General features: G+C 72.8%; 4 protein-coding genes. 2 read left to right on the top strand and 2 right to left on the bottom strand.

Annotated elements, in window-relative coordinates:
* Both KBX53_RS26770 and KBX53_RS26765 read right to left on the bottom strand, forming a co-directional pair.
* The coding region (locus KBX53_RS26770) for a LysR family transcriptional regulator (protein ID WP_210862296.1) at positions 1-679 on the bottom strand (679 nt) is incomplete at its 3' end.
* An 84-nt stretch (positions 680-763) separates the two neighbouring features.
* A complete protein-coding gene (locus KBX53_RS26765) occupies positions 764-1,375 on the bottom strand; it encodes a hemerythrin domain-containing protein (RefSeq protein ID WP_210862294.1) in 612 nt (203 codons plus the stop codon).
* A 148-nt stretch (positions 1,376-1,523) separates the two neighbouring features.
* Here KBX53_RS26765 and KBX53_RS26760 point away from each other — a divergent pair, with 148 nt between their 5' ends.
* Together KBX53_RS26760 and KBX53_RS26755 are read left to right on the top strand one after the other, a co-directional pair.
* Entirely contained in the window at positions 1,524-2,852 is a 1,329-nt protein-coding gene (locus KBX53_RS26760) for a M20/M25/M40 family metallo-hydrolase (RefSeq protein ID WP_030332765.1), read from the top strand.
* Positions 2,853-2,910: 58 nt separating this feature from the next.
* A partial coding sequence (locus KBX53_RS26755) for a hypothetical protein (protein ID WP_210862292.1) occupies positions 2,911-3,436 on the top strand: 526 nt, incomplete at its 3' end.

The following is a 3,436-nucleotide window of genomic DNA, read 5'->3' as shown; positions in this document are numbered from 1 at the left end:
CGTACACCTTGCGGGGGGTGAAGCCGGCGCGGGCGCAGGCGGCGGCGAAGCAGTCGGCGAAGCAGCCGTCGCCCGGCGCGGCGACCCACTGCTCGTGGCGCAGGTCCGCCAGGCGTACCTCGTCCTGCGCCGCGAGGGGATGGGTCTCCGGCAGCAGCACCAGCACCGGGTCGACGGCCACCTCCTGCCAGCTCAACCCGAACCCGGCCGACGGGCTGGCGTCGCCACACACGCCGGCCAGCGCGAAGTCCAGTCGACCGCCGGCCACCAGCTGCGCCAACTCGTCGACCGACCAGGACGCGTACGTGGTGATCTGGGCCGGCGGCTGCTCGGCGGCCAACCGGTGCACCAGCCGGCCCAGGATCGGGCTGTTCACCCCGCCGAAGCGGTAGCACGGCGGCGCGTCGCCCGCCCCGGCCAGCCGGGCGGCCTCGTCCTGCAACCCCTTCATCGCCGGCAGCAGCACCCGGGCGCGGGCCAGCACCAACTCACCGAGCGCGGTGGGCCGGGCCCCACGCCGGTCCCGGTCGAACAGCGGGCCGCCCAGCGTCCGCTCGATGCGTTGAAGCTGGGCGGTGAGCGCTGGCTGGGCCAGGCCGAGCGCCGACGCCGCCTTCGTCACACTTCCCGTCTCCGCGATCGCGCAGACCACCCGCAGGTGACGCAGCTCCAGGTTCATAGGGTGACGGTAGGACTACGGGGTCTGCTGGCGGAATAGCCCGAGCGGATCGGTGATAATGAATGCAGTGCCGGCGGTCGCCGATCACTGCTCGCGCGGTGCCTCCGGCAGGTCCGCCAGGTACGTCGGGCGTCCGGTCACCGCGTCGAGGACCTTGTCCACCACCCCGACCGCCGGCTCCACGATCCGGTTCCACGGTGGGGTGGCCGGCGTGCCCGGGTGCGGTCGGGTCGGCGCGGCCTCCTCGGCGATCTCCAGCCGGTTGCCGAGCCGGATCAGCTCCTCCTCGGTGGCCACCGCGCGCAGCTCGGTGATCAACCCGCCCACCCCGTCGACGTGCCGGCGAACCCGTTCGGCGACCTCCGTCAGCGACTCGTCGGTGAGCCCCTTCAGGGCGCCGAGCAGCGCCGCATCGGCGTTGATCTCCGCGTCCACCCGCTCGGTGGCCGTCGGCAGCGCCGCCCGGACCGCCGGCAACAGGTACTGCTCCTCGGCGGACAGGTGCCGCGACAGTGCGGCGGTGAGCACCGCCAGCCCCTCCTGCGGCGTGCTGTCCGGGCCGGCCAGCTGATCCAGCAGCGCCAGCAGTTGCCGGTGCTCCCGGTCCACGATGTCGGCGATGCTGCTACCGGCGGGCCGGTAACCCTCCGCGGGCGCGGGCGTGGGCGGCAGCGGCGGCAGGGGAACAGCGGACATGGTGCCCTCCTCGACTGGCGGGCGGAAGCTCCGGCAGGGACGTACGGTCGTCGGCGGCGGTACCCGAACGCGGCCACGGCGAAACCGACCCGTCGATGCGTCCACCCGCGCCGGCCTGTCCACCGGCTCGGGCTGGTATGAAGAGGCGATGACGAGCGACGCCGCCTCCGCCCGACCCGACCCCACCGCAGAGGTCGTGGACCTCTGCCGCGACCTGCTGCGCATCGACACCACCAACACCGGTGACAACGACACCAGCGTCGGCGAGCGCCGCGCGGCCGAGTACGTGGCGGAGAAGCTCGCCGAGGTGGGCGTGGAGTCCGTCCTGCACGAGTCCGCGCCGGGCCGGGCGAACGTGGTGGCCCGCATCCCGGGCACCGACCCGAGCCGGGGCGCGCTGCTGGTGCACGGCCACCTGGACGTGGTGCCCGCCGACGCCGACGAGTGGTCGGTGGGCCCGTTCTCCGGCGAGCTGCGCGACGGCTACCTGTGGGGCCGGGGCGCGATCGACATGAAGGACTTCGACGCGATGGTGCTCGCCGTGGTCCGCCACTGGCAGCGCACCGGCGTACGGCCCCCGCGCGACATCGTGCTCGCGTACACCGCCGACGAGGAGGCCGGCAGCGACTACGGCGCGCGCTTCCTGGTGGAGAACCACCGCGACCTCTTCGACGGCTGCACCGAGGCGATCGGTGAGGTCGGGGGCTTCTCCTACTCGGTCAACGACAACCAGCGGCTCTATCTCATCGAGACCGCCGAGAAGGGCATCGACTGGCTGCGGCTGCACGCCAAGGGTCGCCCCGGGCACGGCTCGATGGTGCACGACGACAACGCCGTCACCGCGCTCGCCGAGGCGGTCGCCCGGATCGGCCGGCACCGCTTCCCGGTGGTGGTCACCGACACCGTACGGGCCTTCCTGACCGAGGTCTCCGACCTGCTCGGCATCGAGTTGGACCCGGACGACCCGGAGACGGCCATCGCCAAGCTCGGCCCGATCGCCAACATCATCGGCGCGACCATCCGCAACACCGCCAACCCGACCCGGTTGAGCGCCGGCTACAAGGACAACGTCATCCCCGGCCGGGCCACCGCCACCATCGACTGCCGCAGCCTTCCCGGCCAGTCCGAGCTGCTGGAGCGGCAGCTGCGCGAGCTGGTCGGCCCGGACATCGCGATCGAGTACGTCCAGCGGCAACCGGCGCTGGAGACCACCTTCGACGGTGACCTGGTCGAGGCCATGTCTGCGGCCCTGCGGGCGGAGGACCCGGGGGCGCGGCCGGTTCCGTACATGCTCTCCGGGGGCACCGACGCCAAGGCGTTCTCGCAGCTCGGCATCCGCTGCTTCGGGTTCGCCCCGCTCCGGCTGCCCGCCGACCTGAACTTCTCGGCGTTGTTCCACGGCATCGACGAGCGCGTTCCGGTGGACGGACTACAGTTCGGCGTGCGGGTTCTCGACCGGTTCCTCCGCACCTGCTAGTCGTGTCCGGCCCTGTCCGCCGGCGCGCAATCTCCCCATCGTGAAGGGACTGCCCCACATGACCGACCAGCATGGTGAGCTGGACGCCGCTCTCGAGCGGGTGATCGAAGCGGCCCGCCACCACCTGGCCGCCGTACGCGCCGCGCAGGGCCGCGTCGACGACGACGACGTCTGGCAGGCGTACGTGGCGTTGAACAACGCCTCCTTCGCGTACGACGAGCGGCTGCTCGACGCCTTCGGCGAGGTGACGCCGTGGGATGTCGACTCGATCGACCCGGACGAGGCCGACGAGCGTTTCGGCGGCGGCGAGGGCGCCGAGGCCAGCGACCCGCACCCCCGGGTGATCTCGGTTCGTCAGCGTCGCGACTACCGGGTGCCGAGCGTCTCCGCGCTGCTGCGGGCGGCCGAGGCGGCCCGTCGCGAGGGCACCCCGGAGGACGACGAGCCGGCTCCGGTGGAGGGCGTCGGCGAGGCGGTGCTGGAACTGCTGCAGAGCGGTGACGGCTCGCTCGGCGCGTTGGACGTCCCCGAGTTGGAACCGCTCGACGGGGTGGTCATGGTCAGTGAGGTCGGCACCCCGGTCG

This window comes from Micromonospora sp. M51 (assembly GCF_018070305.1).
Taxonomy (GTDB): Bacteria; Actinomycetota; Actinomycetes; order Mycobacteriales; family Micromonosporaceae; genus Micromonospora; species Micromonospora parva.
Note: the sequence above shows the minus strand (reverse complement) of the source record. Positions and strands in the feature narration are given on the sequence as shown.

What these genes read in the sequence shown, in the direction of transcription:
- KBX53_RS26765 (WP_210862294.1), bottom strand. Translation starts at nt 1,375, where the DNA reads ATGTCCGCTGTTCCCCTGCCGCCGCTGCCGCCCACGCCCGCGCCCGCG.
- KBX53_RS26760 (WP_030332765.1), top strand. Translation starts at nt 1,524, where the DNA reads ATGACGAGCGACGCCGCCTCCGCCCGACCCGACCCCACCGCAGAGGTC.